Origin of the sequence: Sphingobium sp. LB126 (assembly GCF_002795205.1) — a bacterium.
Taxonomy (GTDB): domain Bacteria; phylum Pseudomonadota; class Alphaproteobacteria; order Sphingomonadales; family Sphingomonadaceae; genus Sphingobium; species Sphingobium chungbukense.
Genome location: NZ_NETV01000002.1, coordinates 97563 through 122180 on the forward strand (window position 1 = coordinate 97563; position 24618 = coordinate 122180).

The window sequence follows — 24618 nt, forward strand, 5'->3', positions numbered from 1 at the left end:
CTGAAGCGCGCCGGTCTGACTCGGCTTTTATTCCTGGATCACGCGCTGGCGAAAAGATGTCGCGCCATGAAGTCGACGAAGACCCGGATCTTCGGTGACTGATGTCTACTGGACGGCCATACCAGGCTGAACTGATCGATGACGTCGATAATGTCTGTAAGGAGCGGCACAAGCGTCCCGGAAGAGATTTGCTCTTTTGCGAGAAACTCCGGCAGGCAACCTATTCCAATTCCGCGGATAACAGCTTCGCGCACGGCTTCCAGGCTGTTGCAGGTCATGAAATGATTGTGCCGGACGGGCAGTTCGCTCCGGCTTCGGCGGAGGGTGTGTTCATAAAGCCTGCCGCTATCGGGAAAGCGAAACCCAATGCCCCTGTGCGCCATGAGATCGGAGACGGCCTTAGGCTCGCCAAATTGCTGCAAATAGCTGGGCGATGCGCACAAAAGATGGCGGTACGGCTTTAGCCGACGAACCATGAATCGGTTGTCGGGAATCGGCCCCATCAGGAGAGCCACATCCGCTCCGTCGTTGATCAGATCGACGCCCTGGTCTGAAAAGTCGAGATCGAACTCAATCTCCGGATAGCGCGCGAGGAAGGCGGGCAGGGCTGGCATCAGGACATGTTGTCCGATGACCGGACTCGACAGGCGAATAAGCCCACGCGGCATTTCGCGCATGCGCTGGAGGCTCTCCTGCGCATCATCCAGTTCTTCAAGAACACGCCGGCACCGCTCGTGAAACATCCGGCCTTCCTCGGTCAGGCTGAGCTTGCGCGTCGATCGCTGAATCAGCCGGACACCAAGCTGGTCTTCCAGCTTCGTGACAGCCTTTCCTACGGCGGAAGGAGTTAGGCCCAACGCCTTTCCCGCCGCCACGAAACTGCCCAGATCGGCGGTTCGGACGAATGCCGATAAACCGGAGAGGCGGTCAGGAACATTATTCAAGAGTTTTTTTCCCGACTCATTTGAAAGAACGGCACCTTATCGCAGATGCCGGCGTCGTTAAAGTGGGGGGGGCTCTGGTCGATGGGTTGTGATGATTGAGGAAGTCTGATGAAGGTGTTAATCGTAGTTGCTCATCCCGACCAAGCTTCCTTAACTCACTCGTTCACCAGTGTCGCCAAGCAGCAGCTTCAGCGGGGTGATCATGAAGTGCAGGTGACGGACCTTTATGCCATGAGATGGAAGAGTGAGGTCGACCGTGATGACTTACCAGGCCTGCCGAAGACGGAGCGATTGATTGTCAGCGCCGCGTCGGACAGGGGCTTCCATGCGGGATCGTTGACCGAAGATGTCAAGGCCGATCAGGTGGCACAATTTGGAATAACCCTTCCGCTGTCGGAACTGCCAGCACAGTTCAGGTTAGACCGGCTTGGCCGCATTCTCGCTGGAGGCATTTTCCGGGACAGGGTCAGCCATGATGAGGGGCCTTCGCCGTTTTCCGTCAACCATCACAATCACGAAATTCGTTTTCATCGTTTCAGCGGCCGAAACCGGACAGCAAAGCTGCGGGAGGGATGGCGCCATATCCTTTTCAACCCCACGCGCCGATGTAGCGCGATCATCATTTCGGCATGTGCCATAACGGTGGCGACCGCATCCAGTACCGGCACCTCGTCCACGAGGCGAATGCCTGCGGAGGCGAGCAACTCGTTCAATACGCCTTCGGCCGGTATGACAATGTCGGCACCGGCTGCGATCGCCCGGCGCGCTGTCGCCAGGAAAGCATCCACAACCGGACCGGTCCGCGCAAACGCGTTGGCCAGATCGAATTCGGTAACGGCGGGGGTAAGGGCGAACAGACCTGCGATGCGTCCGTCCAGCCGATGCTGCGCCACCTGATCACGAAGCCGCGCGACATTGCCTTCGCCCAGGGGCACAAGGGTCATGCGTCGGCCAAGAGTGCAGGCGGTAAGCAGGCAAGACTCCAGCATCGAAACCACCGGTACGCGCAAGGATCGACCGGGTCTGTTCTAACAGCGGTTCGCCGAAGGTGACAAGGGCGACCGCATCATAGCCTTCCGGCTCGGCGCGGCGCACCATCTCCAGCGTGAGCGCGTGGATGCGATGGCGTAGATAGGGATACCGCAATATTTCGGCCGGAGGTTTCCCTGCATAGGTCTGGGCGGGCAATCCGTGCAGCACGACCCGAGTGCCGGGGGCGACCAGGGCGGGCATGCGTTGGGCATAGGAGTCGAGCGTTTCGAGCGCCGTTACCGATTGATGCCAGACACGCGGCATGTCCTGCCCCATCGATCCGTTATAATATGCCGGCCAGAAGAAGTCCGGGAACAGGGGCAGAGCGATCCGGCCTGATCGCTCTGCCCCATCAGTCCAAACGGTCAGAACTGGACCCGGAATTTCGCACCCATCGTCCGTGGCGGCTGGATGCCCGTCGCGCTGTTGATGCCCGACACGAAAGCGAATGCGCGATCCGTCTGGTTGAACAGGTTCTTCGCCCAGAAGGCGATCTCGCCTCGCGCGCTGCCCCCGCATCAGGATTGAAAAGATCTTTTGCTACCGTGCAGGCTCTCGGGATCAACGAGCTCATTTCATCACTGATGTCGCCGAAACAGGACTTTGCCCATCCATGCAAAAGCGACGATCAAAACCCAGGCCACCACGAAATGCCCCAAGATGAATGGCCAGCCGAAACCTTCGTCCCCACCAATCACGGTGATTAGTGAAGCCAAAATAGTGATTATCGCATAGGAGGCTCGACTGAGCCGCGGCATTCTCCACACGTAACTGTCCCCCGTTCGCGCCTCTCGAGCATTACCAGTCATAGCAGCAATCGATATTGCCTGCCTGATGGATCACGCTTGATCCGCTATACCTCATCCCCACCCGAATGCCGGGAAAGCTGCAAACATGGAAACTGAAACGGATAAATTCCATATCGCCTTGCATATATCCTTTCATTATCGTGACGGTCCCGTCACAAGACATGGCGGCAAAGTGCTCCGGGGGGATCATGCGAATCAGTCGTCTAGCGTCAGCGGCCGGCGTGGCCAGTATGATGCCCATCGCTTATGCTCATGAGCCTTATAATATTACCACGCCTTCCACCGCGGCGGCTAGCCCAACGGATGCCGCGTTAACTGTCACCGGCGAGAAATCGAGCCGCTCCCTGCGCAACACGCCAACGAGCGTCACGATTTTGACGAGCCGCGCAATTGACCGGCAAGGCCTGATCTCGACCTATGATATCCTCGATCGCATCCCCAAGCCGAGCAGTCCGCGTTGATAGTCCTCGACAACATAGGCGATCGGCAGACCATCTGCCCGGCTCATGATCGCGCGCTGGGAAAATAGGATTTGGGGTGGGGTTTTCGCCGTTGGCACGCCTCCCTTGGGCAACCATGCTGACGATGACCCTGCCGATTTCCGGTCGAGATGCATGGGCGCAACCACCTTGCCGAACGGCGTGCCGGTCTGCTGAAGGCTTGCCTCCAAGGAGGCGGGCAGGCGGGAGGGGACATACCAGAGCCGCGCAATGGAGAGGATATGCCCGTTGCAGCGCAAGCGGACGTGCCGTAGTTGTCCGGCGCTCAATTGGCCACAGGACAGGTCCACGCCCTTCGATGTGCATCTGGCGACCGTTCGGCCATATCTGTCGGTGTCGGTCTTGCGGCACCGCACCGAGCCAGCCGCAACGAGGTTTTGGAGATTTTGCGTGGCCGCATAGGGATCGCCCGGCGTGCATTGGCGTCCTTGGCGGCAATGTCCGGGCAGTTCTGGCGCGTCGATCCCTGACAGGCGAATGCGCTTTGATCCGCAATCGAATGTGTCCCCGTCTATCACGCGGATGCTGCCACATTGGAAGGTCGCTTCTTCCGAAGCGAAACCGGTCTCGCCGATCAGCTTCAGCCCCAGGGACGCACCAAGCAACAGGCCGATGACGACGAGGATGCTTTGGCCGCGCGTCCATCGTCTGCGTTTCGGACCGCGCCGGTACGGCTGCCTGGATTGCGAAGAACGGCGGCGGCCATTCGGCGGCTTCCTGAATTTATGAACATCCCCCATGTGCCTTTTATTGAGCATCGAGGATCCCCATGCAATCAGGAAGCCGAGGTCACAGCGTCAGCGACCAGGTCTGTCCGATCAGGTCATGGCCAAAGCTATGGTGCGGCGCTTCGTCCGCCAGTTCAAACCCGGCTTTCTGGTATATGCTGCGGGCGGCCACCAGGACGCTGTTGGTCCAAAGATCGAGCCGTTCATATCCGAGGTCACGCGCCCGCGCGATGCAGGCCTCGACCAGCGTCTTGCCCACGCCGGCGCCACGCGCATCGGGCTCGACATAGAGCAGCCGCAACTTGGCGACCGTTGGCTTTTCTCCCCTAACCAGAAAGATCGAGCCGACCATTTGTTCGTCCATCTCCGCAACCCAGGCATCTTCGCGAGCGGGATCGAACGATTGGTGGAAATCAGCCACGATCCGCGCCGCCAGCGCCTCATAGTCCTGGTTCCAGCCATATTCCTGAGCATAAAGTATCGCCTGTCGCCCGACGATCCGCCCAAGGTCGCCTGGCTTGAGCCCACGCAAGCGAACGGTCGGCTTTTCCCCGGCCTCGAAGATCGCCGAAATCGTTTCTGCTGCTGCGATCAGGCTCCTCCGCCGGAAACCTGGCAGCCTGGCTAACAGCTCGCTCACTGCTTGCTGGGTTTTCCCCTCCAATGCGCCGAACGAGGCTTGGCCGGAAGCGGTAAGGGAGAGCAATTGCTGGCGCCCATGCGTGGGATCGTCGCGCATCTCGACCAGCCCCCGATCTGAAAAGCGCTTCAGCGTCCTGCTGATTTGCCCGCGATCAAGGTGAAGTGCTCTTCCGATTTCGGCCGCGGTCGGTGCGGAGCGATGGGCGAGTTCATAGAGTATCCGCGCTTCGCTCAGAGTGAAGGGGCTGCCATCGAGATGCGGGTTCAGCAGGCCAAGCCGATTCGTGTAAACCCGATTGAAGGCCCGCAAGGCCGCAACATCCTTTGATTGATCGTCTCGCGCCATCGTTGAAATCCATTGTTGATTGAATCAACATTAATCAATGTTGTTTCGGTCAACAAGGTTGTTTCTTTATCAGCTCGAACCGACCCATTACGGCTATCCAGCCGCCAATTTTCCGCTCTCGGGTGCTGCCGGTCCACTTTTCCATTCTGTGTGACCAAATCTGGCGCACTGCCGCTGACCAGCCACTAGCTTTTGTACCAAAGATACGATATGATAAAATCATATTGGAACGGAGGTAAGCATGGCTGCGAAGGCAATCACGGTAACGCTTGGCGAAATGTCATCGCACGCCGAGCGCCATCTGGCGTCTGGCCGATATGCCTCCATGAGTGAAGTGATGCGAGCGGGTTTGCGCGCGCTGGATCGCGAAGAGGCCGTATTGGATGAACTGGTGCGCGTCCGCGTTGCGGAAGCCCTAGCTGATCCCCGTCCCCCCATGCCACTCGACAAGGCATTTGCGCAGGTTAGGGCCTCGATCGCCAAGACATGACCTATGATGTTCAACTGTCGGCATTGGCGATCGAGGATTTGATTGCACTTCACCAATGGGTGAGCGTGGAAGCCGATATTCCCACGGCAGACGGCTATCTTTCCAGAATTGAAGAACGCATCGCGGCGTTGGCCGATTTCCCCCATCGTGGATCCCCCCGCGATGACTTGGTCGCAGGTCTGCGGACGCTGACATTTGAGCGCCGCTTATTGATCGCCTATAACGTGGACGGGAAGGTCGTCACCGTTCAGCGCGTCATCAACGCGCTTCGCGACTTGGCACCGATTCTTCAAAACTCCTGAAATGTGCAGCGGTTATCGCTTGGAGGACGTCCGCTCGTGGTCCGTAATGGTGAAGGGTTTCGGGCGCTTGCGTACGAAAGCCTCCCATGCAGGAACCCGCGATTCCAGCAGGTTACCCTATGGGGATTTATGCTTTCGGCTGGTTCGGCTGGACCAGAGATGCGCGTTGATGGACGCGCGAGGGCGGCGGAACGGCAGGTTCTGGGATGTGCCAGAGGCGTGTTCTCCGCTCTGTCCGTGATGATGCCAGGAGCCGACACCGGCCCAGCCATCGCCGGGCGCATGTCGTTTGGTTGACCACCGCGCGACATGCGGGGCCATGGTGACAGGCGGATCATGCCGGGTCATGAGACGGGCTCCCGGATCGGCAGGGTTGGCTTGGGCGGCGCCCTTGGCTGACCCCAGCGCGCGAAGGTTTCGATGACGATCATGCGCCCGCCACAGCACGGACATGGTGGGCAGGTGTCGAGTGCGGTTGCGGGCATCGGCATCTCTGGCTCTGACGAGACGGCCAGCAGTTTGCGGGCGAGCGCGAGATTGAGGCGGTGTTCTCCTTGCTGATCAGATCGGGCAGTCGCGCGCCATCATGGGCATTGGCGGCGCTCGCATCCCAGGTGCGGATCAGTCCGTGGACCCGATCGATGCCGATATGGTTTTTATAGCCGAACATCGGGATGGCCAGATCGACCGGCTTTGTCGCCTTAGGATCGTCGCCTTCCCTGACCTTGGCTTTGGTATATTTGATCGACCAGCGCGCATCGCGGTCTTTCTGTCGGGTCTTGGCGGGGTTCCAGTCCTGAGGGATCCGGCCTTCCTTGATCGCCGCCTTCTCCTCCTGAGTATTGCGTTGCTTGGGCGCGGGCACGACGGTAGCGTCGATGATCTGCCCGCCCATGGCCAGATAGCCCCGATCCTTGAGAGCGGTATCGAAGCGCACGAACAGCCGGTCGATTGCTTTGGCCTTCACAAGCCGTTCGCGGAACAGCCAGACCGTGGTGGCATCGGGCACGGTGCCTTCCAGGCCAACGCCCAGGAAGCGCTGAAACGAAAGCCGGTCCTTGATCTGGAACTCGGTCGCCTCGTCGGACAGCGAATACAATGCCTGTAGAACCAGGATTTTGAACATCAGCACCGGATCGAACGGCGGTCGTCCGCCCTTGTTACGAGGGCCGCGTCGCAGCGCGGCCACCAGCGGTCCCCGGAATAGCTCGAAGTCCACCACGGCGGACAACCGTTCCAGGGGATCGCCCGCCGCGCTCAGCGCCTCGTATCGGTCCGAAAGATCAAAGAAACCCGGCTGTACTGCCATCTCTGCCTCCGCTGTCGCGTACGCGCAGTGAATCACCTCAAGCCGTCAGACGCCACCGGTTTTTCGAGGTGTCCAGCTGGCCGTTTCCCGAATGTCGGCTCGGCGATAAGCGACTCAGGAAAGCTGGCAAAAGAAGTTTAAGAAAACCTAATGGTAAGGTATTAGGTGGAAGCAGTCATTTCACCAACTTGCGATATTCCTACGACCGATAACTTACATGAAAGCGTGACATGGAGCGATATCGTCCAGTAATCTCAAATTTTTCTCCTTTATACCTGTAGACTGTTGCTTGTCCCAGTCGCATAGTGCCAACCCGTTGCGAACCCGTACGGCGTGATATCTCCAGCAGCGTCCACGATTTGAAATCCATTGATGTGTACGCTTTTGGCTTTCCCGATGGCTCCATATGGGCCGGTGACAATTCGACTGACTTTTCTAATTCTGGTCATGGTAGCAACGTCCAATCGTTGAAGCTTTTTGTTCGGAAGGGTCGGTTGGCTCTGGATGTCCGAATGGACCGGTATGAATCATCAGTGCCATGGGATAGGCCGACGCAATACATAAGATGAAGACCGCTTCGTCGTTCCGCTGAGCAGCTTGTCCCTCATCAGTTCACGCACGGTATCGGCATCTGCTGGATCCGCCAGGACGACTCGTGTGCCTCCAGACAGAAGCGGCTCAATCGTCGAAATACGAATGGATTGCTGCTTACATAGCGATTTTATTGCGGTCTCGGATGTGTCGATATTCACTACGCGGGTCATGACTGGCTACCTCCCCCTCCAAAAGGATTGGGATCGAAAGAACGATGGCCGCTGATTGCCACAGAACGATAGGGGAGTCGGTGATTTTGAATCCGCTGGGCATAGCTATGGGCAAGTCCCTCGTGAACTTGACGGGTGACGCCACAGGCTGATGCTTTGGCGCGCATGATTTCTTCCTGCTCCCGCTTCAGCAAATGATTGAGATCTTCCATGAGACGTCTCCGGCCAGCAAGCGAGAGTATATGAATCTCTCAGTCGAAACGAGTGTCTGCAGGAACTTTCGTGCGACACGGCCTATATATCATAATTACATCAAGATAATTAATTAATTTCTGCTTTATAAGTAGGGCAATGTTATCAAAATATGAAAATTATTTACATAATAGAATCAGATATTTCCGGTTTGATAATTTCATATTTTGCCGATTGTTATTGATAATCACGAGTAAGAGCCTGATCCGAAACTAAGTTGAGTGGTATCAGCGGGTTAGCTTGACGCCAGCCCAAGTCGTTGATTCAGGTGGTTTTGCGAAGACTACCGGAGATCAACGATGTGGACCGACACCACTCGGGCGCAGTATGCCCGCGCGGACTTGGCTTTGCCAAGTGATTTGACCGACGCCGAATGGGCGCTGCTTGAGCCGTTTTTTCCGCCGCCGTCGCATGTGGGCCGTCCGCGCAAGTGGCCGCTCAGGCGGATTGTCGAGGCGATCCTGTATCTGTTGCGCGGCGGTCTGCCGTGGCGGATGCTGCCACCGTGCTTTCCGCCGGTCTCGACAGTGCGGCGCTGGTTCTACCTGTGGCGGGACAACCGGCTCTGGTTATCGCTCAATCATGCCCTATTGCTGATCGGGCGCGAGGCGACCGGGCGCGATGCCTCGCCCAGTGCCGGGGTCATCGACAGCCAGAGCGTCAAGACCACCGAATCCGGCGGTCCTCGCGGCTATGATGCGGGCAAAAAGATCAAGGGTCGCAAGCGCCACATTTTGACTGACACCGAGGGCAATCTGGTCCACGCCGTGATCCACACCGCTGACATCCAGGACCGAGACGGTGCACCGCTGGTGCTGGCCGAGATCATCAAGCGCTTCCCGTGGCTGCGCTATGTGTTTGCCGATGGCGGCTATGCTGGCGACAAACTCCGACAGGCGCTGCGCCGGATCGGCAAATGGACCCTCGAGATCGTCAAACGGTCCGATACCGCCAAGGGTTTCGTGGTCCTTCCACGCCGTTGGGTCGTAGAGCGGACGCTGGCATGGCTGAATCGAAACCGCCGACTGGCCAAGGACTTCGAGCAAACCATCGCGTCAGCAACCGCATGGCTGTTCATCGCCTCGATCCAGCTCTTTGCCCGCCGCATCGCAAGGCTATGAATTCGCAAAGGATAATTTTGAATCAGACTCTAAGATCGAGATCATTGTCATAATATTACACTGAGGTGAGAAGACTTCGTGGGCATGTACATGTTTCGTATCAGAAATGATAGGCGTAGCCGTGCGTATTCATTGACTGGGAAGCCTATTTTAGTCGGCTATCCCACCCATATATGATTTAGTTACCAACCACTCGATTTCGACCGCAAGCATCTTGTGACAGAGAGACTTGGCCACTCCCGCTTGCCTGGCGGGATTTACGTCCATGATCACTATGTACAACCCGTTTATCCCCTTGACGCATTTATCAATTTAGCGTGGGCAGGCTGGACAAGAGCCTGTCGATTTCTCCCAACCTGCGATCTTCCCACGCCCTATTTAGCGATTCGAATATTTGGGGATCGTATTCGAAGACGGAATTAGCGGGAAAATTCACGCCCCGTAAATTGCGCGTATCAGAGCGCAATAATGGAAGGAGTCGATCTTGTTATTAATTCCGGCAGGGCGCATATCATGGCCATTGGCAGTCGGATTTGAGACTGCCAGCTCGCAAATTGGCAGCGCTGGCTTCCGGTTGTGAAAGCGACATTTTGGTCGCGGCCCAGCGCCAGGAAAGTCGGACCCAAGCCATGACAGCCAAAGACGTGAAATTCGCGCACGAAGCCCGTGAAGGCATCGCACGCGGTGTGGACATCCTCGCCAATGCCGTGCGCGTGACCTTGGGCCCCAAGGGACGCAACGTCCTCATCGACAGGAGCTTTGGAGCGCCCCGGATCACCAAGGACGGCGTCACCGTCGCGAAGGAAATGGAATTCAAGGACAAGTTCGAGAATATGGGCGCGCAGATGATCCGCGCCGTCGCGTCCAGAGCGCATGACCATGCCGGAGACGGTACCACGACGGCGACCGTCCTTGCGCAGGCGATCGTTCGGGAAGGGATGAAGTCGGTAGCGGCGGGCATCGATCCGATGGACCTCAAACGCGGCATCGACCTGGCCGTTACCGCCGTCGTCGCCGAACTCAAGGTGCGGTCCAAGCCGGTATCGAACAATCAGGAAATAGCCCAGATCGGCATCGTTTCGGCCAATGGTGACGAGGTGGTGGGCAACCGGATCGCCGAGGCGATGGAGAAGGTCGGCAAGGAGGGCGTCATCACCATCGAGGAGGGAGCGAGCGTCGAATTCGAGCTGGAGGTGGTCGAGGGCATGCAGTTCGATCGCGGCTATCTGTCGCCCTATTTCATGACTGACAGCGAGAAAATGACGGTGGAATTGGAAGACCCGGTCATCCTGATCCACGAGAAGAAGATGGGCAATGTGCAGGCCATGCTACCCTTATTGGAAGCGGTCGCCAAAGCGCACCGTTCGCTGCTCATCATCGCCGAGGATGTCGAAGGGGATGCGCTATCGACGCTGGTCGTCAACAAGCTGCGCGGCGGGCTGAAGGTCGCAGCGGTCAAGGCGCCGGGCTTTGGCGACCGGCGCAAGGCTATGCTGGAGGATATCGCCATATTGACGGCAAGCGACGTCGTGACGGAGGATCTTGGCATCAAATTGGAGGATGTCACGCTGGACAAGCTGGGCATGGCCAAGCGCGTGACGATCACGAAGGATAACAGCACGATCGTCGACGGAGCAGGCAGCCCGGCGGTGATCAAGGCGCGGGTCGCGGCGCTTCAGGCGCAGATCGAAACCAGTAGCAGCGACTATGACCGGGAAAAGCTCCAGGAGCGCCTCGCCAAATTGTCCGGTGGCGTGGCCGTCCTCAAGGTCGGCGGATCATCCGAATTGGAGGTCAAAGAGCGCAAGGATCGGGTGGAGGATGCCCTGCACGCGACCCGCGCAGCGGTAGAGGAAGGCATATTGCCCGGCGGCGGCATCGCCCTTCTCTATGCCTCGAAGGCGCTGGATGGTCTTGATCCCGTCAACGACGACCAGCGGCGCGGCATCGCCATAATCCGCAGGGCGCTCCAGGCGCCGCTTCGTCAGATTGCGGAAAATGCCGGATATGATGGTGGCGTGGTCGCCGGGCGATTGCTGGACGGGAAGGACGAGAATCTCGGCTTCAATGCGCAGAGCGAGCAATATGAGAATCTCTTCCAGTCGGGTGTTATCGATCCGACCAAGGTTATCCGCACGGCCTTGCAGGATGCGGCCTCCATTGCCGGGCTGCTGATCACCACCGAAGCGGCGGTTGCCGAATTGGGCATCGGCATCGCTTCGGTCGGGGTGCCCTGACGAATAGATGCGGGTTGCCGGGACGTTCCATGTTACAACCCGCCATCACCTGATCGTGCCGCAGGCATGTTGTGACAGAGAGACCATAGTGCTCCCGCCTGCAAACAAGAGATAGCGCAATGTCTGACGATCTGGGCTACATCCGCGCTGTCGCTGCGATGCTGTCATGACCACCCGTACCACGCGCAAATCGATGACATTTTCGGCGCCCTTCCACCTGCTAGGGTTCGAAGCGCCTTTGCCCGCCGGAACCTATGTGGTGGAAACGGACGAAGAAGCGTTTGAAGGTTATGTCCATACCGCCTTCCGCCGGACAGCGGCGAGCTTGCGCATACGAACGGGCCCCACCATCGAGCATCACCAGGTCGATCCCCTGCATCTGGAGGCGGCATGGCAGCGAGATCAGGATGCCGCGCGAAGCGGGTTGGTTCCGGCTGGTTCGACGACAACGAGAGCAGACCCGGCCCGCTGATGCCCCTCCGCCCACGAACTGGCGCTGGGTTCCTCTGTGGCTCCGAAACACACCCACCAATGGCAGATGGTAGACCAGCCATGTTCAACAGTTCAGTGATGTGCAGGCAGCTCCAGCCCCAGCATGCCGACGATGAAGGCCGATTGGGCAACTGGACTCGCGGCTTCGTCGCGGGTGCGCCAACAGACACGCTGTCGCTGCTCAAGGATATCAACGCCGGCATCTGCGATGCGATAAGCTATCGCCTGCGGGACGAGGAGGGGACGCAGTTGCCGTTGGAGACGCTGGCGATGGCAAGCGGGTCATGCCGTGACATCGCTGCGCCGTTCATCGAAGGGGTTCGCCATCTGGGCTTTGGAGCCAGAGCGGTTTCGGGATATCTATTCGATCCTGACGCTGGTGTGCACGATCCGGGATCGACACATGCCTGGGCCGAAGTCTATCTTCCGACGGCAGGTTGGATCGCTTTTGATCTCACACACCGCCGCGTTGGATCGTCTAACCTGATTGCCGTGGCCGTTGGCCGGTGCAACAGTCAGATCATGCCCATCCGCGGCGGCTTTACTGGCGCTTCGGACGATTTCCTCGACATAGACGTTCGCGTGAGCGTTGGGCCGCTCTGACGGGGCGCAGGAAGGAGCCATGCCCAACGCCGCTCTTTACATCCAGATACTGGCGGGCCTCGGTGCGATCATATTGATGACGGCCTGGATTCCGATGATCATGCGGAAAATGCCGCTTTCGCTGCCGATCTTCTGCGTCTTGGCCGGCGCAGCCTTGTTTACCCTGCCAGCGTTGCACCCCTTGGCCGTTCATCCGCTGCAACACCCAATCGCCGTCGAACGCCTGAGCGAACTGGTCGTAGTGGTTTCACTGACGGGCGCCGGCCTGAAGATCGACAGGCTAATCGGGCTTCATCGCTGGGCGCTCACCTGGCGTCTTCTTGCGATTGCGATGCCGATCACGATCCTGCTGGTCGCAGCGCTCGCCTCGTCCCTTCTGGGGCTGGGAGTTGCCGCGGCAGTGTTGATAGGATCAAGTCTCGCGCCGACCGACCCCGTGCTGGCCAGCGACGTTCAGGTCGGCGCCCCCGGCGAGGGCGAGGAAGGCGAAGCCCGCGTCGCGCTCACATCCGAAGCGGGACTGAATGACGGGTTGGCCTTCCCCTTCGTCAATCTGGCGATCGCCCTGACAAGCCTGTCGTTTGGGACCGAGGCGTTCGGACGCTGGCTGCTGATCGACCTGATCTGGAAACTTCTGGTCGGGCTCTGCATGGGCTATGGCATTGGCAGGGTGCTCGGCTATCTGACCTTCCACCTTCCCAATGTGGCCAAGTTGTCGCGAACCGGCGACGGTTTCGTAGCCCTGGGCGCCGCGCTGTTTGCTTACGGACTGACGCAATTGGCTGGGGGCTACGGATTTCTTGCTGTGTTCGTGGCGGCGCTCGGCCTTCGTCATGCCAGCCGTGACCACAGCTACCAGCATCGGCTGCATGAGTTCGCGGAGGAAACCGAACGCCTGCTCATGATGATGATGCTCGTCCTGTTCGGCGGCATGGTCATGCATGCCGGCTTGCTGGCAAGGCTGGATGCCCGGATCATTCTTTTCACCTCCCTCACCGTCCTTGTCGCGCGTCCGCTCGCTGGCTTCATCAGCCTCAGCGGATCGCAGATACCCAGATGGGAAAAGGTCGTGATCTCTTTCTTTGGAATTAGAGGAATGGGCACGATCTATTATCTCGCCTTCGCCCTCAATCAGGCAGATTTCCCTGACCCGGCGAAGCTTTGGAGCATCGCCGCCCTGACGGTGCTTGTTTCGATCCTGCTGCATGGCATCACCGTCACTCCGGCTTTGCAATTCCTCGATAAATGGCAGGCGCGGCCAAATACCGATGCTGGAAGGCCACCGTCAATGTGAGGAAGCAAGCTTCTCCAAGGACATTCCGGCATTGCTGGAATGGAGGCTTCTTCCAAACAAGTCGTTAGGTGGCCTGACCGTTACATGCTATCATGGCGTATTACGGCTCAAATCATCCAGACAGGCCGTGGCTGAGAGACAAGAGCGCTCCCGTTTGGCGAGGAGAGCGACATGTCTACATCGCAAGATTCACATTCATCATTGTCGCTGCGACAGCACGCAAGACAGGCCGACGTAGAGCGACAGGGGCTTGCCCTCGGGGCAGAGCGAGAACGCGCACGTTGCGCTGCTTCGATTTCGCAAGACCGCGAACGCCAACTGGAGGGCGCAATAGACGACTGGGAAAATGAGGGAGGCACGGCATTCGGTATGCCTCCGTCAAGGCCCCATCTCCTGCGCAAACTTACCACTCTCCAACTGTCCGCCGACCTGTTTCGCGACGACACGTTGATGCGGGCCGTCACTCTGAACGGCCTGCTGGTCCTGATCGCGGGAGCAGCGGTGATTTTGTGGCTGAACAATTGACGCCAGCGCCCTCAAGCGCCGCATTTGGATCATGGAAAGAGGCATCATGAATATATCCCAGAACAACGTTGGCCTGGCGGTTTCACTGATACAGGCACAATCTCGCCTGCCGTCTGTGCCGGCAAGCGAACTGATAAAACTACAGCGGCTGGAATGTCTGCTCACGACTGCTCGCGACAAGCTTGCGCGCGGGGGTGCGCTGTCCCGGGCCGATATGCAACGCCTCAACGGCGCCCTCGACGACCTGCAAGCCACATGAGCGTCGCTGGCGGGTCGTGTGGTGAAGAAGGGCCAGCGGCGGCGTTCCTTTCCGCTCTTTCCCGTCCACCTCGATTAGGTGCAGCCCTGAGCCATATCTGTGCTACAATGCGCGATCACCCGGATTTTTGCCCCAGGCATGTCGTGACAGAGAGACCATCGTGCTCCCGCCTGCAAATGGGAGATAATCGATGTCAGACGCTTTGCTGCCTACCTGCCCTTCTAACGAGTAGCCGTCATGATCAGTCAGACCACCCACAAATCGGTGATATTTTCCGAGCCATTCCAACTGCCGGAATTCGAAACGCCTCTTCCCGCCGGCACCTATGATGTGGAAACGGAAGAGGAGGTGCTTGAGGGCAATGTCCATACGGCCTTACGCCGGATAGCTACAACGCTGCGCATCAGAAATGGCGCGGCCATCGAGCGTCACCCGGTTGATCCCGAACATCTGTATGCGGCCTGGAAACGCGATCAAAAGGCTGCGCGAGCGGGCGGGGTCCCGCCCGCGAATTGGCCCGGGACTCCTGTCTGGGTCCAAAACATACCATCCGACGGCAGCCGGTAGGTCAGCCATGCTCAACAGTTCAGCCATGTGCCGGCGGCAGGCAGCACATCATCGGCAGGTCGCGGCGGCCTCCCCCCTTGAGAAGGTGCGCAGGACCGCACTTGCGGCCGCCAGCGCCTGGGAGGTCCAGGCCATGGAGGCGGAGTTTCAGGAAAGCGGAGAGCGGGGTAGGTTAAGCGCGCAAGACGCAGCAATCGCTCTGCAATTGCACGGGGAGGACGAGGAAAAGGGACACGCCCACATGAAGCTCGCAGCGGACAAGACCGACTTCGGCCCTCTGCAACGGCCAATAGACGATTGAAAGACGCACCCGCTCAGCACCGATAACGTAATCAGCTTTTCAGCGTCACAATGCTCAATATACCCGGCTTTTGCGAAGGGCTGGAGGCATTGTGTTTCGGGGGCTTTGCGGCCTTGGGTTTACGAACCTCGCGGTTCGATCTTTTTTGACTTTTGGCCATCGGGAACGCTCCTTCAAGATAAGAATGGACGAATCGCTGAGTAGTAACGGCGCAACCGGGATCAGCCTTCCCGCTTAACCAGGCGGCCACCCTCATTCTCCCATTCGTCGAGGGCATCTTCGAGTTCAACCTTTCGTCCCGCAGCCCACGCATCGTCTCCGGCTCTTCGAATATGGCCTTTCAGCCAGATCCTGGCGGCGACGATTTTTTCATAGCCGTGGATCGATCCTGCATAGGCCATGCGGGCGACCGCCCCGACAAAATCATCATTCCATTGGGGATTCTTCGTCTCGTATTTACGCATTGTAATCATGGGAGGAACTCCCGTCAGGCAAGCGGGAGCGGATGTCTCTCTGTCACAGGATGCTTGCGATCAAAATCGAGTGATGATGAACTATACCATATATCCGGTTGGATGACGGCATCGTTTCCATCTTCATGCCAATATTTCTGTAGCCCGGAGCAAAACTGCGCGATAACCGCATTCAGCTCGCCAAAACTGACGGGTTGGTTGCCGAGATTCTTTGCGAACAGTGAGCCCGACATTGTCGGCGAAGCGCGCTTGGGAGAGCGGCGGGTTGCAGCAGTACGGGGCGAGTGAAATGGGGGCCCCGGGCAATTGCCCTGACAAACATGGGTCTGCACCGAAAGGAAACGCGTTTGGCTTCCGACGTCCTGGCAGATGCATCCCATGCCATATCAATCGCCAGACTGCGGCCGCATACCGCGCAGCTTGTCGAGTTGAACCTACAGAGACACAGCAGTTGCAATTCCAGCTTTCGACAACGTCCGCTTTGTCCTTTTGAACTCCGGAACCGGACAGTCGCGAAAGTCCCAAAAGCCGACACGAGGGTGACCTTCATCTCATGTGGGACTGTGAGCGCCCGCATGAACATGTCAGGGCTTTCGCGGCCTTCCTGCAAGTCGATGTCTATGCCTGTTCGAGCGGCTCTATGTAACTGACCGCCGGCCGGGATTGACAATGACTGTAGCCTGCTGGGCGCATGCTAATTTCTTGCTCTGACCCTTTTCGGATCGAGGCAATTTGCACGGGGATTCATTTGCTCTCCATCCATAAGAAGTGGCGATATTTCCTTTGCGCATGGCATGATATTACGAAGGCGAAACGTTAATTATTATATACGCTCCGTTATGGATGATTATTCCCTCGTCGCTGCCAATAGTAGGTTGCGAGGCAAAACTCGGTTTGTTAACAGTCTGAAACACGGGGGATAATGATGGGGTCGCGCCCTCCGTAATTGGGGTGATTTTTACGGGGGTGAGCGCGTGATTGGGTCTCTGGACTCGGCGGCTGTCTGTGCGCTGGGTAAATCGTCTTTTACGCCGAATCGGTCTGAATGACGTCCACGTCATCAATAGCGGGTAGCGATGCTCAGCGCGGTCCCGAATCTAATCTCGCTCTGTCCGCGTTCGTCCTCCTGGCGAAATTCCTGGGCGTGCCCGCTGATCCGGGGCAGATCGCGCACGATCACGGCGAGCCTGCGAACGGCTATGGCTTGGAGGATCTGGCGCGGATATCCAAGCGGCTGAAAATTGTCGCAAAGATCAGATCCGCTTCGCTCGCCGATTTAGCGAAGTTGCCTTTGCCTGCGCTCGCCGAACTGCGCGACGGACAGATCGTCATTCTGCTGAAGGTCGATCAGCAGGAGGAGGCTCTCCGTTTCCTGATCCAACGCGGTGATGGTGAAAGGCCGGAGGTGTGGACCAGCGCTGAGATGGATGGACGCTTTGCCGGTCGCCTTTTGCTCATGACCACGCGCGAGCAGATGGCGGGCGTTTCGCGCCCCTTCGACATCAGCTGGTTCATTCCCGCCCTGGTCAAATATCGCGGCGCCTTGGGTGATGTGTTGATCGGCTCCTTCTTCCTGCAATTGATGGGACTGGTTTCTCCTATCTTCTTCCAACTCGTCATCGACAAGGTACTGGTGCATCAGTCGCTGACCACGCTATTGTGGCTCTGTCGATTCCGATCTATGCGGCGATCTCGATCGTCATCACGCCGCCCCTGCGCGCGAAGCTGGACGAAAAATTCAAGCGCGGGGCGGAAAACCAGGCATTCCTGGTCGAAAGCGTCACGGGCATCGGCACCTTGAAGGCGATGGCGGTCGAGCCGCAGATGCGCGCCAAATGGGAAAAGCAATTTGCCGGCTACACCAATACCGGCTTTGCTGTCGCTACGCTCGCCAATTGGGGCAGCCATCTCATCCAGGTCGTTTCCAAGCTGACGACGGTAGCCATCCTCTATTTCGGGGCAAAGGCAGTGATTGCGGGCGACTTGAGCGTTGGCTCGCTGGTTGCCTTCAACATGCTCTCCGGGCGCGTCGCGCAGCCGATCCTGCGCCTCTCGCAACTCTGGCAGGATTTCCAGCAGGTCCGCATCTCAGTGGACCGCTTACGCCACACGCATCGACGCGTGGGGCGAGGTGGCTCTCGATTACTGGATCCCGCGCCCGATGATGGCGGTTGCGTTGTATGACGGTCCAGGAGCGAGCTGGACGGAAGTGCTGGCTGAATGGCGGCGTCTCAATAAATTAAAGGAGAATGAGCAGTGAGCGGCGTTGGAGCGATCGGGCAGGCTTTATTCAATCCCATCGGTGCGGACAAATTGTTCGCGCAACTGCGTCATACTGCACGCTCGCGGCTTGGCGCAAAGATCGATGCACGCGCCAGCGAGTTAGGAGACATCAATAAATATCCCGACTTGAGTCGCCTCGCAGCAGCAGAAACTGTTGCTGAAGCTAATGATACAGTTAGCTTTTTTGTAGCCCTCGGAGAGCTGATAGAACGCGCTCGGCGTTCAGGCTATCAGGTCACTTATGATCTCGTGTTTGGGGCAGGCGCCAGCGTATCCCTGACTAAGCTTTTTTCCGCCGCGATCTCGTTTGAGGTTGGCCAGAATGGTGCTGGGGTTTCAGTTTCTGGCGCATTGTTGGGGGCTGAACTAGCGCTCGGGGCTGGCACATCAGGAGTTAGCTATGAGCCTGGTAACTTGGGAGGTGCGATCTATGATCCCCCTTTCTTGATCACATCCAAACGTAAATCGGGCGTTTCCAATCCTTCGGGCGGTAATTATGAAGACAGTTATGAACTAACCATCGAAGGCGGAGCTGTCGCGGGAACAGGTGCTCTTGGTGGAGGTGCAACGGGAGGGTTAAAGGCTAAGATCACGATTCAGAGCCGTGATCAGTTTATAGACAGCACCATTAAGGATGCACTGTTCGCTACGGGCGGATATTTTTCGGATGCGACCGTCAAGCAACGTTTCATTGACGCTGGACTCAATCCTGATGATTTGGCTACCCAGAGGCACATTCTGGATGAGATCAAGAACGTATCAATCGATCGCAACGATGCTTCGGAATATGTCTCAATTGGTGTGGCGCTTTATCGACTCACGAATGGTGAAGTCCAGGATTTTAGTGGGTTGCCAGGGCAAGATGGAATCCGGTCGACGTCAGGACAAGCCAATGGTCTTGCAGGTGGATTAATTGAGACAGACGTTCAAGATGATAATTTACGTCCAATCTTCATAATTACTGATGGAGGGAATGGTCGGCTTGATATCGATCTGCGCTATACTCAACGACATCTGGGTACCGATGGTTCGGGAAGTGCAGAGTATTTCAGGACCGAATCGCGCTTCCTTCTTGAGGAGGATGGCTCTGCATATCGCGGTAGCCACGGTATGGCGATTGATAGTACTTTTGGTTATTTCTTCGTTCCGCAATCTGGACACCTCGAAAAACCGGGTGATTTTGGTCTGATGGCGTAGGAAGGGGCACGCGGCGCTGATGAAAGGCACCGCTTCGGCGGCATTGGCGGGGTGATCGCCGTGTCGGCGGAGTTCTGGGCGCCAATTCCATGTCATGCAGGCGCAGCTCTGCCCTCGATCCAGGCGAGACGCTGGAAATTATAGACCAGGTTGGCCATGCCGATCTTGATCCTGGCGCGAGCGATGCCGATGGTGCGGACGACGAGGCCCATGCGGTGTTTCTGCCCGGCAAAGACATGCTCCACGGCGGCGCGGACCTTTGAGCGCCTTGCATTGGCCCTGGCTATCCGTTCGGGCAGCGGCCGCTTGGGCAGGCGCTTCTGGTGGATATTGCTGGTGAACATGCCCCTGGCGAGAAACGCCTCGTTCTTCTTGGATCGATAGGCGGTATCGGCCCAAACGCCTGAGGCGGTGTTCTCCTTGCTGATCAGATCGGGCAGTCGCGCGCCATCATGGGCATTGGCGGCGCTCGCATCCCAGGTGCGGATCAGTCCGTGGACCCGATCGATGCCGATATGGTTTTTATAGCCGAACATCGGGATGGCCAGATCGACCGGCTTTGTCGCCTTAGGATCGTCGCCTTCCCTGACCTTGGCTTTGGTATATTTGATCGACCAGCGCGCATCGCGGTCTTTCTGTCGGGTCTTGGCGGGGTTCCAGTCCTGAGGGATCCGGCCTTCCTTGATCGCCGCCTTCTCCTCCTGAGTATTGCGTTGCTTGGGCGCGGGCACGACGGTAGCGTCGATGATCTGCCCGCCCATGGCCAGATAGCCCCGATCCTTGAGAGCGGTATCGAAGCGCACGAACAGCCGGTCGATTGCTTTGGCCTTCACAAGCCGTTCGCGGAACAGCCAGACCGTGGTGGCATCGGGCACGGTGCCTTCCAGGCCAACGCCCAGGAAGCGCTGAAACGAAAGCCGGTCCTTGATCTGGAACTCGGTCGCCTCGTCGGACAGCGAATACAATGCCTGTAGAACCAGGATTTTGAACATCAGCACCGGATCGAACGGCGGTCGTCCGCCCTTGTTACGAGGGCCGCGTCGCAGCGCGGCCACCAGCGGTCCCCGGAATAGCTCGAAGTCCACCACGGCGGACAACCGTTCCAGGGGATCGCCCGCCGCGCTCAGCGCCTCGTATCGGTCCGAAAGATCAAAGAAACCCGGCTGTACTGCCATCTCTGCCTCCGCTGTCGCGTACGCGCAGTGAATCACCTCAAGCCGTCAGACGCCACCGGTTTTTCGAGGTGTCCATCTGATGGAATTCGGTATACTTCTTACACCGAGTTCGAAGGTGAGGGATTTCGCACATCCTTTGGCGGTGTGCGTGTGGCAGGAATTCCTAGTCTGGAAACGGTAGTCAATACGACTAAAGTCGTACGCGGTGAAGCTTTTCCAGCTAATGGTGTATATGACACGGATTTTCAGACACGAGCGCAATATGTTGTAAACCAGCGGCGGATATTCGCGCGGGAGGCCTTGGGGCTGGACGACGGAATAACGAAGGAAATTCGTAAGTATGTTGTAATCCAAGATGAGCACATATTTGTTCAAGAGCAACTTTACTATCAAGCTCCAGGCGTCAAAGCGATCATGGAGATCGATGCTGATCTGCCCCCTGCTGAGTGGCCCAGAGACTATGATAGTCTGGACCACGAAAGGGACATTGAATGCCGAGCAAGAAGCACAAGCCGGAAGAGATTATCGGCAAGCTACGTGAAGTTGAGATCGTGCTGGCGCAGGGGGCATCGACCGCAGAGGCGTGCCGGCGGATCGCGGTCAGTGAGCAAACCTACTATCGCTGGCGCAAGGAATATGGCGGGCTGAAGACCGACCAGGCGCGGCGGATGAAGGATCTGGAGAAGGAGAACCAGCGGCTTCGCCGTGCGATTTCCGACCTGACCCTGGACAAGCTGATCCTGCAGGAGGCGGCAAAGGGAAACTTCTAAGCCCCGCGCGGCGGCGACGCTGCATTGATCATGTGCGACGAGAGTTTCCGGTATCCGAGCGACGGATATGCCGGGTGCTGGGTCAGCATCGATCGACGCAGCGCAAGGTGCCGCGCGGGGCGGATGACGAGCAGGCGCTGACGGAGGACATCATCGCACTGGCAAAGCAATATGGTCGATACGGCTACCGCCGGGTGACGGCGTTGCTGTGCCATGCGGGTTGGACGGTGAACCATAAGCGGGTCGAACGGATCTGGCGGCGTGAGGGGCTGAAGGTTCCCCAGCGCCAGCCAAAGCGCGGGCGTCTATGGCTCAATGACGGATCCTGCATCCGCCTGCGGCCGGAATATCCGGGACATGTATGGGCCTACGACTTCGTCGAAGGGCGCACGCATGATGGCCGCAAGTTCCGCATCCTGACCATCATCGATGAGGCCAGCCGGGAGTGCCTGGCGCTCGTCGTGGCGCGTCAGCTCAAGCATGAGGATGTTCTGGCGGCCCTAGCCGACCTGTTCATCTCGCGCGGCCCTCCGGCACATATACGGTCCGATAATGGCAGCGAATTTATCGCGACCGCCGTCCAGCAATGGCTGGGGCAGATCGGTGTGAAGACGCTCTACATCACGCCGGGATCACCATGGGAGAATGGCTATAACGAAAGCTTCAACGGGTCGCTTCGCGACGAACTGCTCAACGGCGAGATCTTCTACAGCCTCGCCGAAGCCAAGGTGCTGATCGAAGCATGGCGGCGGCATTACAACACCGTCCGCCCACATAGCAGTCTGGGATACCGGCCACCGGCACCGGAAACGGCGACACCGCCATATCCGGCCTCCGGTTCCGCTACGCTCCACCTCCGTCCGGATATGGCGGCGATGGGCTTAATCCACTAACAAACCTATCGGTCCACTCGGTGGGGGCAGATCACTCTCAGCTTGAATGTAATGGAATTTTCCATTACATGGCGGATTGAAAGGACCACCCGGATGAACGCGCTCACCGTTACCGCCAGAGGGCAGATCACGCTCAAGAAGGATTTGCTCCAGCATCTGGGTATCCATCCCGGCGATAAGCTCAGCATCGACAAGATGCCGGGGGGTGAAATCCGGATTAGGGCGGAGCGTCCGACCGGAAGCATTGCCGATTTTTGCGGATCGTTGAAGCGGGAAGGACAGCCCTCGCTTTCGATCGAGGAGATGAACGAGATCATCGCCAAGGGTTGGGCTGGAGAGCTGTGAAGGTTACAGCGGACACCAACATCCTGGTTCGCGCCGCGACCCAGGACGATCCCGCCCAAGGTTTTGTCGCGCGTAAGCTCCTGTCCACAGCCGAGCTGGTCGCTGTGCCGCTTTCCGCGCTCTGCGAATATTGCTGGGTTCTCAAGGTCGGCTACAAATTCACCTCTGCCGAGATCGCGACCTCGGTCCGGCTGCTGCTCAACGCCGGCAATGTCGCCATGGATCGCGGTGCGGCAGAAGCTGGCCTCGCTCTCCTCGATGCTGGCGGCGACTTTGCCGATGGCGTCATCGCCCATGATGGTCAGTGGCTGGGCGCTGATGTGTTTATGAGCTTTGACCAAAAGGCCGTAAAGCTTTTGCAGGCCGCCGGGCAGAATGCGGCCCATCCGGAGTGATAGGGATGGGCGCACCGCCAATTGGGCTGAGTGCAAGGATACGGGCGTTCTTGATCTGCCCCCACCGAGTGGACCGATAGGTTTGTTAGTGGATTAAGCCCATCGCCGCCATATCCGGACGGAGGTGGAGCGTAGCGGAACCGGAGGCCGGATATGGCGGTGTCGCCGTTTCCGGTGCCGGTGGCCGGTATCCCAGACTGCTATGTGGGCGGACGGTGTTGTAATGCCGCCGCCATGCTTCGATCAGCACCTTGGCTTCGGCGAGGCTGTAGAAGATCTCGCCGTTGAGCAGTTCGTCGCGAAGCGACCCGTTGAAGCTTTCGTTATAGCCATTCTCCCATGGTGATCCCGGCGTGATGTAGAGCGTCTTCACACCGATCTGCCCCAGCCATTGCTGGACGGCGGTCGCGATAAATTCGCTGCCATTATCGGACCGTATATGTGCCGGAGGGCCGCGCGAGATGAACAGGTCGGCTAGGGCCGCCAGAACATCCTCATGCTTGAGCTGACGCGCCACGACGAGCGCCAGGCACTCCCGGCTGGCCTCATCGATGATGGTCAGGATGCGGAACTTGCGGCCATCATGCGTGCGCCCTTCGACGAAGTCGTAGGCCCATACATGTCCCGGATATTCCGGCCGCAGGCGGATGCAGGATCCGTCATTGAGCCATAGACGCCCGCGCTTTGGCTGGCGCTGGGGAACCTTCAGCCCCTCACGCCGCCAGATCCGTTCGACCCGCTTATGGTTCACCGTCCAACCCGCATGGCACAGCAACGCCGTCACCCGGCGGTAGCCGTATCGACCATATTGCTTTGCCAGTGCGATGATGTCCTCCGTCAGCGCCTGCTCGTCATCCGCCCCGCGCGGCACCTTGCGCTGCGTCGATCGATGCTGACCCAGCACCCGGCATATCCGTCGCTCGGATACCGGAAACTCTCGTCGCACATGATCAATGCAGCGTCGCCGCCGCGCGGGGCTTAGAAGTTTCCCTTTGCCGCCTCCTGCAGGATCAGCTTGTCCAGGGTCAGGTCGGAAATCGCACGGCGAAGCCGCTGGTTCTCCTTCTCCAGATCCTTCATCCGCCGCGCCTGGTCGGTCTTCAGCCCGCCATATTCCTTGCGCCAGCGATAGTAGGTTTGCTCACTGACCGCGATCCGCCGGCACGCCTCTGCGGTCGATGCCCCCTGCGCCAGCACGATCTCAACTTCACGTAGCTTGCCGATAATCTCTTCCGGCTTGTGCTTCTTGCTCGGCATTCAATGTCCCTTTCGTGGTCCAGACTATCATAGTCTCTGGGCCACTCAGCAGGGGGCAGATCACGGAGCGTAGCTATTGACCCGAATCTGAAGTTCGTCACATTGTTGGGCAGGCGTTGAACGAACTTCAGATTCATCAGGGTCACTAGCAAATATATGATTCTATTGTGGTTTATGGATTTGAAATACGCTCCCCACCTGGCCGCTATAATGAGGCGTATTTCAAATCCACCACACTAGTACAGTTACGTAGCTTAACGGATTCGAGCCGGAAGCGGTATCGGCGCACATTCGCATAATCGCCCCTTGTCCC

The 24618-nt window shown here is 58.2% G+C and carries 27 protein-coding genes and 1 pseudogene; 18 read left to right on the top strand and 10 right to left on the bottom strand.

What is annotated here, in order from left to right; translation table 11 throughout:
* Positions 1-38: 38 nt before the first annotated feature.
* The 3 genes from CAF53_RS16770 to CAF53_RS16780 form a co-directional block, all read right to left on the bottom strand.
* The gene (locus tag CAF53_RS16770) at positions 39-944 is read right to left on the bottom strand and encodes a LysR family transcriptional regulator (protein WP_100238928.1); all 906 of its coding nucleotides are present in this window, start codon (positions 942-944) and stop codon (positions 39-41) included.
* A gap of 527 nt (positions 945-1471) precedes the next feature.
* On the bottom strand, positions 1472-1933 hold the full coding sequence (locus tag CAF53_RS28255) for a hypothetical protein (RefSeq protein WP_347337865.1): 462 nt from the start codon (positions 1931-1933) through the stop codon (positions 1472-1474).
* Entirely contained in the window at positions 1842-2240 is a 399-nt protein-coding gene (locus CAF53_RS16780; RefSeq protein ID WP_157801274.1) for a hypothetical protein, read from the bottom strand. Before CAF53_RS16780 ends, CAF53_RS28255 begins: the two co-directional genes overlap by 92 nt.
* 26 nt (positions 2241-2266) lie before the next feature.
* On the opposite strand from CAF53_RS16780, the gene CAF53_RS27120 reads away from it, so the two are divergent.
* Positions 2267-2683 carry a hypothetical protein gene (locus CAF53_RS27120; RefSeq protein ID WP_157801275.1) on the top strand — a complete coding sequence of 139 codons (417 nt, stop codon included), beginning with the start codon at positions 2267-2269 and terminating at the stop codon, positions 2681-2683.
* A 332-nt stretch (positions 2684-3015) separates the two neighbouring features.
* The gene (locus tag CAF53_RS27580; protein ID WP_197707525.1) at positions 3016-3246 is read left to right on the top strand and encodes a hypothetical protein; all 231 of its coding nucleotides are present in this window, start codon (positions 3016-3018) and stop codon (positions 3244-3246) included.
* On the opposite strand, the gene CAF53_RS16790 is transcribed toward CAF53_RS27580, so the two are convergent.
* Positions 3201-4043, bottom strand: a complete 843-nt coding sequence (locus CAF53_RS16790) for a thermonuclease family protein (RefSeq protein ID WP_347337866.1) — start codon at positions 4041-4043, stop codon at positions 3201-3203. The two genes, CAF53_RS27580 and CAF53_RS16790, sit on opposite strands and share 46 nt — an antisense overlap.
* Before the next feature lie 31 nt (positions 4044-4074).
* Entirely contained in the window at positions 4075-4965 is an 891-nt protein-coding gene (locus tag CAF53_RS16795) for a helix-turn-helix domain-containing GNAT family N-acetyltransferase (protein WP_242443494.1), read from the bottom strand.
* A 277-nt stretch (positions 4966-5242) separates the two neighbouring features.
* On the opposite strand from CAF53_RS16795, the gene CAF53_RS16800 reads away from it, so the two are divergent.
* Positions 5243-5491: a type II toxin-antitoxin system ParD family antitoxin gene (locus CAF53_RS16800; protein ID WP_100238934.1), complete on the top strand. Its 249-nt coding sequence runs from the start codon at positions 5243-5245 to the stop codon at positions 5489-5491.
* Positions 5488-5793: a type II toxin-antitoxin system RelE/ParE family toxin gene (locus CAF53_RS16805; protein WP_100238935.1), complete on the top strand. Its 306-nt coding sequence runs from the start codon at positions 5488-5490 to the stop codon at positions 5791-5793. The genes CAF53_RS16800 and CAF53_RS16805 overlap by 4 nt, the downstream gene beginning before the upstream one ends.
* Before the next feature lie 538 nt (positions 5794-6331).
* On the opposite strand, the pseudogene CAF53_RS16810 reads toward CAF53_RS16805, so the two are convergent.
* Both CAF53_RS16810 and CAF53_RS27125 read right to left on the bottom strand, forming a co-directional pair.
* A pseudogene (locus CAF53_RS16810) lies at positions 6332-7102 on the bottom strand (IS5-like element ISSsp126 family transposase); the annotation flags it as partial.
* A 760-nt stretch (positions 7103-7862) separates the two neighbouring features.
* On the bottom strand, positions 7863-8078 hold the full coding sequence (locus CAF53_RS27125; protein ID WP_157801276.1) for a hypothetical protein: 216 nt from the start codon (positions 8076-8078) through the stop codon (positions 7863-7865).
* 339 nt (positions 8079-8417) lie between these two features.
* On the opposite strand from CAF53_RS27125, the gene CAF53_RS16815 reads away from it, so the two are divergent.
* The 8 genes from CAF53_RS16815 (at position 8418) to CAF53_RS16840 (ending at position 15216) form a co-directional block, all read left to right on the top strand.
* Positions 8418-9239, top strand: coding sequence for an IS5 family transposase (locus CAF53_RS16815; protein WP_100237067.1), 822 nt, complete (start codon positions 8418-8420; stop codon positions 9237-9239).
* 629 nt (positions 9240-9868) lie between these two features.
* The gene (groL, locus tag CAF53_RS16820; protein ID WP_100238936.1) at positions 9869-11476 is read left to right on the top strand and encodes a chaperonin GroEL; all 1608 of its coding nucleotides are present in this window, start codon (positions 9869-9871) and stop codon (positions 11474-11476) included.
* Positions 11477-11642: 166 nt separating this feature from the next.
* Entirely contained in the window at positions 11643-11948 is a 306-nt protein-coding gene (locus tag CAF53_RS27585; RefSeq protein WP_197707526.1) for a hypothetical protein, read from the top strand.
* A gap of 80 nt (positions 11949-12028) precedes the next feature.
* Positions 12029-12571: a transglutaminase-like domain-containing protein gene (locus tag CAF53_RS16825; protein WP_242443495.1), complete on the top strand. Its 543-nt coding sequence runs from the start codon at positions 12029-12031 to the stop codon at positions 12569-12571.
* 19 nt (positions 12572-12590) lie between these two features.
* Complete coding sequence (locus CAF53_RS16830) at positions 12591-13865, top strand: cation:proton antiporter (RefSeq protein ID WP_100238938.1); 1275 nt, start codon at positions 12591-12593, stop codon at positions 13863-13865.
* Positions 13866-14036: 171 nt separating this feature from the next.
* Positions 14037-14390: a hypothetical protein gene (locus tag CAF53_RS27590; RefSeq protein WP_197707464.1), complete on the top strand. Its 354-nt coding sequence runs from the start codon at positions 14037-14039 to the stop codon at positions 14388-14390.
* 46 nt (positions 14391-14436) lie between these two features.
* Positions 14437-14649, top strand: coding sequence for a hypothetical protein (locus CAF53_RS16835; RefSeq protein WP_100238939.1), 213 nt, complete (start codon positions 14437-14439; stop codon positions 14647-14649).
* Between the two features lie 237 nt (positions 14650-14886).
* The gene (locus CAF53_RS16840) at positions 14887-15216 is read left to right on the top strand and encodes a hypothetical protein (RefSeq protein ID WP_100238940.1); all 330 of its coding nucleotides are present in this window, start codon (positions 14887-14889) and stop codon (positions 15214-15216) included.
* Positions 15217-15738: 522 nt separating this feature from the next.
* Here CAF53_RS16840 and CAF53_RS16850 read toward each other — a convergent pair.
* Complete coding sequence (locus tag CAF53_RS16850) at positions 15739-15981, bottom strand: hypothetical protein (RefSeq protein WP_100238941.1); 243 nt, start codon at positions 15979-15981, stop codon at positions 15739-15741.
* 1054 nt (positions 15982-17035) lie between these two features.
* Here CAF53_RS16850 and CAF53_RS16855 point away from each other — a divergent pair.
* The 3 genes from CAF53_RS16855 (at position 17036) to CAF53_RS27135 (ending at position 19470) form a co-directional block, all read left to right on the top strand.
* The gene (locus CAF53_RS16855; RefSeq protein WP_100238942.1) at positions 17036-17791 is read left to right on the top strand and encodes a cysteine peptidase family C39 domain-containing protein; all 756 of its coding nucleotides are present in this window, start codon (positions 17036-17038) and stop codon (positions 17789-17791) included.
* On the top strand, positions 17704-18174 hold the full coding sequence (locus tag CAF53_RS16860) for an ABC transporter transmembrane domain-containing protein (protein WP_242443556.1): 471 nt from the start codon (positions 17704-17706) through the stop codon (positions 18172-18174). The genes CAF53_RS16855 and CAF53_RS16860 overlap by 88 nt, the downstream gene beginning before the upstream one ends.
* A gap of 72 nt (positions 18175-18246) precedes the next feature.
* The gene (locus CAF53_RS27135) at positions 18247-19470 is read left to right on the top strand and encodes a hypothetical protein (RefSeq protein WP_157801279.1); all 1224 of its coding nucleotides are present in this window, start codon (positions 18247-18249) and stop codon (positions 19468-19470) included.
* 92 nt (positions 19471-19562) lie between these two features.
* On the opposite strand, the gene CAF53_RS16870 is transcribed toward CAF53_RS27135, so the two are convergent.
* Positions 19563-20645: an IS5-like element ISSsp126 family transposase gene (locus CAF53_RS16870; protein WP_100238210.1), complete on the bottom strand. Its 1083-nt coding sequence runs from the start codon at positions 20643-20645 to the stop codon at positions 19563-19565.
* A gap of 491 nt (positions 20646-21136) precedes the next feature.
* Between CAF53_RS16870 and CAF53_RS16880 the strand changes: the two genes are divergently transcribed.
* The 3 genes from CAF53_RS16880 (at position 21137) to CAF53_RS16890 (ending at position 23048) form a co-directional block, all read left to right on the top strand.
* Positions 21137-22308, top strand: a protein-coding gene (locus CAF53_RS16880) for an IS3 family transposase (RefSeq protein WP_100238264.1) whose coding sequence is annotated in 2 segments (ribosomal slippage) — positions 21137-21401 and positions 21401-22308 — 1173 coding nt in all. Because the reading frame shifts where the segments join, the coding sequence is not laid out codon by codon here.
* Between the two features lie 93 nt (positions 22309-22401).
* The gene (locus CAF53_RS16885; RefSeq protein ID WP_100238946.1) at positions 22402-22653 is read left to right on the top strand and encodes an AbrB/MazE/SpoVT family DNA-binding domain-containing protein; all 252 of its coding nucleotides are present in this window, start codon (positions 22402-22404) and stop codon (positions 22651-22653) included.
* Complete coding sequence (locus tag CAF53_RS16890) at positions 22650-23048, top strand: type II toxin-antitoxin system VapC family toxin (protein ID WP_100238947.1); 399 nt, start codon at positions 22650-22652, stop codon at positions 23046-23048. The genes CAF53_RS16885 and CAF53_RS16890 overlap by 4 nt, the downstream gene beginning before the upstream one ends.
* 85 nt (positions 23049-23133) lie before the next feature.
* On the opposite strand, the gene CAF53_RS16895 is transcribed toward CAF53_RS16890, so the two are convergent.
* Positions 23134-24305, bottom strand: a protein-coding gene (locus tag CAF53_RS16895) for an IS3 family transposase (protein WP_100238264.1) whose coding sequence is annotated in 2 segments (ribosomal slippage) — positions 23134-24041 and positions 24041-24305 — 1173 coding nt in all. Because the reading frame shifts where the segments join, the coding sequence is not laid out codon by codon here.
* Positions 24306-24618: the final 313 nt, after the last annotated feature.

Coding starts and splice junctions, on each gene's coding strand:
- CAF53_RS16855 (WP_100238942.1), top strand. CDS start 17,036: ATGACGTCCACGTCATCAATAGCGGGTAGCGATGCTCAGCGCGGTCCC.
- CAF53_RS16840 (WP_100238940.1), top strand. CDS start 14,887: ATGATCAGTCAGACCACCCACAAATCGGTGATATTTTCCGAGCCATTC.
- CAF53_RS16800 (WP_100238934.1), top strand. CDS start 5,243: ATGGCTGCGAAGGCAATCACGGTAACGCTTGGCGAAATGTCATCGCAC.
- CAF53_RS27120 (WP_157801275.1), top strand. CDS start 2,267: ATGCCGGCCAGAAGAAGTCCGGGAACAGGGGCAGAGCGATCCGGCCTG.
- CAF53_RS16825 (WP_242443495.1), top strand. CDS start 12,029: ATGTTCAACAGTTCAGTGATGTGCAGGCAGCTCCAGCCCCAGCATGCC.
- CAF53_RS16885 (WP_100238946.1), top strand. CDS start 22,402: ATGAACGCGCTCACCGTTACCGCCAGAGGGCAGATCACGCTCAAGAAG.
- CAF53_RS16815 (WP_100237067.1), top strand. CDS start 8,418: ATGTGGACCGACACCACTCGGGCGCAGTATGCCCGCGCGGACTTGGCT.
- CAF53_RS27585 (WP_197707526.1), top strand. CDS start 11,643: ATGACCACCCGTACCACGCGCAAATCGATGACATTTTCGGCGCCCTTC.
- CAF53_RS16780 (WP_157801274.1), bottom strand. CDS start 2,240: ATGCCGCGTGTCTGGCATCAATCGGTAACGGCGCTCGAAACGCTCGAC.
- CAF53_RS27590 (WP_197707464.1), top strand. CDS start 14,037: ATGTCTACATCGCAAGATTCACATTCATCATTGTCGCTGCGACAGCAC.
- CAF53_RS27580 (WP_197707525.1), top strand. CDS start 3,016: ATGATGCCCATCGCTTATGCTCATGAGCCTTATAATATTACCACGCCT.
- CAF53_RS16830 (WP_100238938.1), top strand. CDS start 12,591: ATGCCCAACGCCGCTCTTTACATCCAGATACTGGCGGGCCTCGGTGCG.
- groL (WP_100238936.1), top strand. CDS start 9,869: ATGACAGCCAAAGACGTGAAATTCGCGCACGAAGCCCGTGAAGGCATC.
- CAF53_RS16790 (WP_347337866.1), bottom strand. CDS start 4,043: ATGCTCAATAAAAGGCACATGGGGGATGTTCATAAATTCAGGAAGCCG.
- CAF53_RS16835 (WP_100238939.1), top strand. CDS start 14,437: ATGAATATATCCCAGAACAACGTTGGCCTGGCGGTTTCACTGATACAG.
- CAF53_RS28255 (WP_347337865.1), bottom strand. CDS start 1,933: ATGCTGGAGTCTTGCCTGCTTACCGCCTGCACTCTTGGCCGACGCATG.
- CAF53_RS16870 (WP_100238210.1), bottom strand. CDS start 20,645: ATGGCAGTACAGCCGGGTTTCTTTGATCTTTCGGACCGATACGAGGCG.
- CAF53_RS16850 (WP_100238941.1), bottom strand. CDS start 15,981: ATGCGTAAATACGAGACGAAGAATCCCCAATGGAATGATGATTTTGTC.
- CAF53_RS27125 (WP_157801276.1), bottom strand. CDS start 8,078: ATGGAAGATCTCAATCATTTGCTGAAGCGGGAGCAGGAAGAAATCATG.
- CAF53_RS16805 (WP_100238935.1), top strand. CDS start 5,488: ATGACCTATGATGTTCAACTGTCGGCATTGGCGATCGAGGATTTGATT.